Source organism: Nostoc sp. UCD121 (assembly GCF_014222285.1).
Lineage (GTDB): Bacteria > Cyanobacteriota > Cyanobacteriia > Cyanobacteriales > Nostocaceae > Nostoc.
In genome coordinates, this window is the sequence record NZ_JACKZS010000346.1 from 1 (window position 1) to 4,984 (window position 4,984).

A 4,984-nucleotide genomic window follows, 5' to 3' on the forward strand; every position below is an offset into this window, starting at 1 on the left:
GCAAGGGGCAGGGGGAGGGAAAGTCGTTGTGATTCCAAAAATTGGATAATTTATTTTTTGGAGTTACCTGAAACCGCCAGTGCCGCATTCTTCAAATTAAAGGGTTGATTCACACAGACTAATGAGAAGCTTAAACTAGTAACTGAGTTTACCCAAGCTAAAGTAAAACTTCTGACTTAGCACTAGGGATTGGGGATTGGGGACTGGGGACTAGAAAAAAAAGACAAGGAGAAAAATAATAACTCTTCATGACTAACGACTAACGACTAATAACTAACTCATATTGGAGAGAAGAATTTGAAAAATCAGCAATTTGGAAATTGGCAAAGCACAGTTTTAGGAATTGTGTTAGCAACATTAGTGCTTCTGGGACTAAATTCCTTTATCATTATTAACCCAGGACAAGCAGGAGTGATCAGCATTTTGGGTAAAGCTAGAGATGGCGCTTTATTGGAAGGGATTCATGCAAAACCGCCTTTTATCTCAGTGATAGATGTGTATGATTTGACTGTTCAAAAATTTGAAGTGCCAGCCGAGAGTTCTACAAAAGATTTGCAAAATTTATCTGCAAGATTTGCGATCAACTTTCGCCTCGATCCTATCAAGGTAGTTGAAGTTAGAAGAAAACAAGGAACCTTAGCAAATATAGTATCAAAAATCATTGCACCTCAGACACAAGAAGCATTTAAAATTGCAGCCGCTAGAAGAACAGTAGAAGAAGCAATTACTAAAAGAAGTGAGTTGAAAGAAGACTTTGATGAAGCGTTAGGCAATCGCTTAGACAAATATGGGATAATTGTGTTAGATACTAGCGTAGTTGATTTAGCATTCTCGCCAGAATTTGCCAGAGCAGTGGAAGAAAAACAAATTGCTGAACAACGGGCGCAAAGAGCCGTTTATGTAGCACGGGAAGCAGAACAAGAAGCACAAGCAGATGTGAATCGTGCCAAAGGTAGGGCAGAAGCTCAAAGACTTTTAGCAGAGACACTCAAAGCCCAAGGAGGACAGTTAGTTTTACAAAAAGAAGCAATTGAAGCTTGGAGAAGTGGCGGCGCTCAAATGCCCAAAGTCCTCGTTATGGGTGGCGACTCAAAAAGCGGTGTACCCTTCATCTTCAATCTGGGAAATGTCCCAAACCAACCGTAAGGAGTTGGCATTAGATAACAAGCTCTCTATTATGGAATTTGCTCTAAGTTTCAGACAGATTCTACAATACTTGGACGATTTGCAATCTAAAATCTAAAATTCAAAATAGCATAAGTTGGGCTAGTCCCAACTCAAACACAAAAGCAAAACCAACAAGCTCATCAATCAAAGTTTATGTCAACCCCCAATTCTCACAATCTCACCGCCGAAGAAGCGAAAAAATTACTGAATAAATTTAACTGTCTAGACATCGCCCCTATTCTCAAGCCATCAGAAAAAGCAGTAATTCGTGATGCCCTAATTTTGGTAACTAAACTTGCTGATTATCAAATTTTAGGAATTTGTGCCGATACAGCAGAAGAAGGAATACTGGCTATGAAGACCTACTCTTTGGCTTTGGGTTATGAACCCCCAAACAATTTGCTGACACCGGAAGGGCCAGTTTATATCAAATTAAACGGTAAAAATGGCTTGTGCTATCTTGATTCTTATGCTGGACATCATCGTGGAGTATTAGTATCTTGTCAGTCTTACCACGAAGACGGAATCAACGAAATGTATGGACATCTACCCTTGGATTTATTTGTATAGAATTCGGCGAATGTAGGTAGGGTATGTGCTTTACCTACTAACTAACGATCAATGAAAAATTACTAGATTTTATGAGTATTATTACACTCCAGTCGGTTAAAAAAGACTTTGGCATCAAAGAAGTTTTAAAAGATGCCAGCTTTAGCCTTGATACTACCGATAAAGTTGGCTTAATTGGTACTAATGGTTCAGGGAAATCAACCCTATTAAAAATGATTGCCGGGTTAGAATCCATTGATAGCGGTCAAATTATAATTAACTCCGGTTCTAAAATCATCTACTTACCCCAGCAGCCAGATTTAGATGAAAATCACACAGTTTTAGAGCAAGTTTTTGCTGACAGTGGCGAACATACAGCTTTGGTGCGTGAGTATGAAGAACTATCAGATAAATTAGCTCACTATCCAGATGATAACCAACTGATGTCTCGCCTTTCTGCGGTGATGCAAAAGATGGATACAAATGATGCTTGGGAACTAGAAACTAATGCTAAAATCATCCTTACAAAATTAGGAATTTCTGACTTTGATGCCAAGATAGGCACTTTATCTGGAGGCTATCGCAAGCGCATTGCTTTAGCATCAGCCTTGCTAGCAGAACCCGATGTTTTGCTCATGGATGAGCCGACAAACCATTTGGATGCTCTTTCTGTAGAATGGTTACAAAGTTATTTAAATCGCTATCGTGGCGCACTTTTTCTCATCACTCACGATCGCTATTTTTTGGATCGTGTCACCAATCGGATCGTGGAAATTGACCGAGGCGACATTTACACCTATACAGGTAACTACTCATATTACCTCGAAAAGAAAGCTTTAGCTGAAGAATCTGCCGTCAGTAGTCAACGGAAACATCAAGGCTTATTGCGGCGTGAGTTAGAATGGCTCAAAAAAGGGCCAAAAGCTAGAAGTACTAAGCAAAAAGCGAGAATTGACCGCGCTCATGCTTTGCGGGATACTGAGTTTAAAGAAGTTCAGGGTAAAGTTGATATTTCTACAGTTGGTCGTCGCATTGGCAAAAAAGTTATTGAATTAAAGAACGTTTCTAAGGCATACAATGGGCGCACCCTAATTAATAATTTCACCTACGAATTTAGTCCAGAAGACCGCATCGGTATCATCGGTGCTAACGGTGCGGGTAAATCCACTTTAATGGATATTATTACTGGTCAGATTAAGCCAGACTCAGGTGTTGCAGAAATTGGGACTACAATTCACATCGGTTATTTTGACCAGCATTCGGAAGAATTGCTCACAGCTTTAAACGAAAATCAGCGCGTGATTGACTACATCAAAGAAGAGGGTGAATTTATCAAAATTACCGATGGGACTCAAATTACTGCTTCGCAAATGTTGGAGCGGTTTTTGTTTCCTGGTAATCAACAGTATGCGCCAATTAGTAAACTTTCTGGTGGCGAAAAACGCCGTTTATTTCTGTTGCGGGTTTTGATGAGTGCGCCCAACGTCTTGATTTTAGATGAACCGACAAATGATTTAGATGTTCAGACTTTGGCAGTACTTGAGGATTATTTAGAAGATTTTGTCGGGTGTGTAATTGTAGTTTCTCACGATCGCTACTTTCTCGATCGCACCATCGACACAGTATTTTCCTTTGAGGAAGGCGGTAATCTGAGGCAATATCCAGGTAATTACTCGATTTACCTCGACTATAAGAAGGCTGAAGAGGCACAGCAACAAGCTGCGAACGCTAAGGAGAAACCCAAAAATACCGAAGTCCAAAATGGTGCGGCTTCACCCAAGGATGTGGAGAATACCAAGCGGCGGAGGTTATCCAATTGGGAGAAAAAAGAATTTGAGCAGTTGGAAGGTAAAATTGCCGAGTTAGAGGCTGAGAAAGAAGAAACCGAGAAAACCCTAGCGAATGTCTCACCGGGGAATTATAGCCAGGTACAGAAATTGTACGATCATGTGGAAAAGCTCAAGCACGCGATCGATGTGGCGACTGAACGCTGGTTAGAATTGGCAGAAATGGAGTCTTAACGAGTATTTCACGTTTACAAAGATTGGCGATTGAAATCGCGGTTATACAGACTTGTGTTGAGCGGAGCGCCTTGACTATTTCTAGCCCTAGTCCGCGATTTCCTCCAGTCACCAGGGCAATTTTATTTTCCAATGAAAATGTAGTTTGTGCCATAGTTACTTTTACATTAAATTTTGGATTTTAAATAGTCCCCAGTCCCCGGCTATAGCAGTTGAACAAGCTGCCGCATATCGTTAAAAACTATCTTAGCTCCTGCCTCAGCCAGAGCAGTGCGTTGGCGCAGCCCGCCGCAGGCATCGCTCTGATAGGCATAGCCAAAAACTGTCATTCCTGCCGCGTATGCTGCTTGTACACCTGTTACAGAGTCTTCAATTACAGCACAATCTTCTGGATTGGTGTTCATTTGCTCGGCTGCATAGAGATACACATCAGGAAAAGGTTTGGGGCGTGAAACATCATTAGCACTATATAACTTGCCATCAAATTTATCCAGAAGCCCCGTTAATTTCAATACCATTTGAATATGGCGGTGGCTACTATTTGATGCTACACATTTGGGTAATGTAATTTGCTCCAATATTTCGGTAATTCCTAAAACTGGCTGTAATTCTTGCTGCAAGGGAGCAATTTCTCGTTCCTTGCAAAGTTCGACAAAGTTTTTGGGCAATGGTTTCTTGTAAGATGCTTCGATAATCTCTAAACAGGTTTTTAGAGACTTGCCGATAAATTTTTGAGTTACTTCTGCATAGGTGATAGGAAAACCAGCTTCTGTGAGCGTTTCTGCAAAAATACGATTGATGATTGGTTCACTATCAACCAAGACTCCATCACAATCAAAAATTACAAGCTTGAACTGATTTTCTCCCATATTTTCGCCTCAAATTTAGCATTTTACCATAGGAGTAATAACTAAATATTCTTAAATATTTATGAGCGATCACCAAGGAATTTCCTATCTCAGATATTGCACCTAGAAATAGTAGAGAGTTGTCATTTAACAATAGCTGGCATTTTTCTCCTTTTAAGTGTGTTTTATTCGCATTTTGACACCATTGTGCTGATTTTAACAGCTATATTTTTTCTTTAGGTTGTATTTCATGCTTGTGAGGTACAACACAGCAATTGGATTTGCTTAATTTGCGATCGCACTTCTACAACAGCCTACTAACTAGGGCTTGCTGGTTAAGACTGAAACCCTTGTATAAATAGTGATTGAAGTCTATAAATCGAACAAAAGTGCAAGGCA

Annotated in this window: 4 protein-coding genes; 3 read left to right on the plus strand and 1 reads right to left on the minus strand. The window is 40.2% G+C overall.

Annotated elements, in window-relative coordinates; all coding sequences use genetic code 11:
- Positions 1-297: 297 nt before the first annotated feature.
- From GNF10_RS35180 to GNF10_RS35190, 3 genes are all read left to right on the plus strand, one after another.
- A complete protein-coding gene (locus tag GNF10_RS35180; protein ID WP_185581545.1) occupies positions 298-1,146 on the plus strand; it encodes a prohibitin family protein in 849 nt (282 codons plus the stop codon).
- 174 nt (positions 1,147-1,320) lie between these two features.
- Complete coding sequence (locus GNF10_RS35185; RefSeq protein ID WP_174711712.1) at positions 1,321-1,737, plus strand: DUF1824 family protein; 417 nt, start codon at positions 1,321-1,323, stop codon at positions 1,735-1,737.
- A gap of 71 nt (positions 1,738-1,808) precedes the next feature.
- Entirely contained in the window at positions 1,809-3,737 is a 1,929-nt protein-coding gene (locus GNF10_RS35190) for an ABC-F family ATP-binding cassette domain-containing protein (RefSeq protein WP_185581544.1), read from the plus strand.
- Between the two features lie 203 nt (positions 3,738-3,940).
- Here GNF10_RS35190 and GNF10_RS35195 read toward each other — a convergent pair whose 3' ends face one another.
- Entirely contained in the window at positions 3,941-4,606 is a 666-nt protein-coding gene (locus tag GNF10_RS35195) for an HAD family phosphatase (RefSeq protein WP_185581543.1), read from the minus strand.
- Positions 4,607-4,984: the final 378 nt, after the last annotated feature.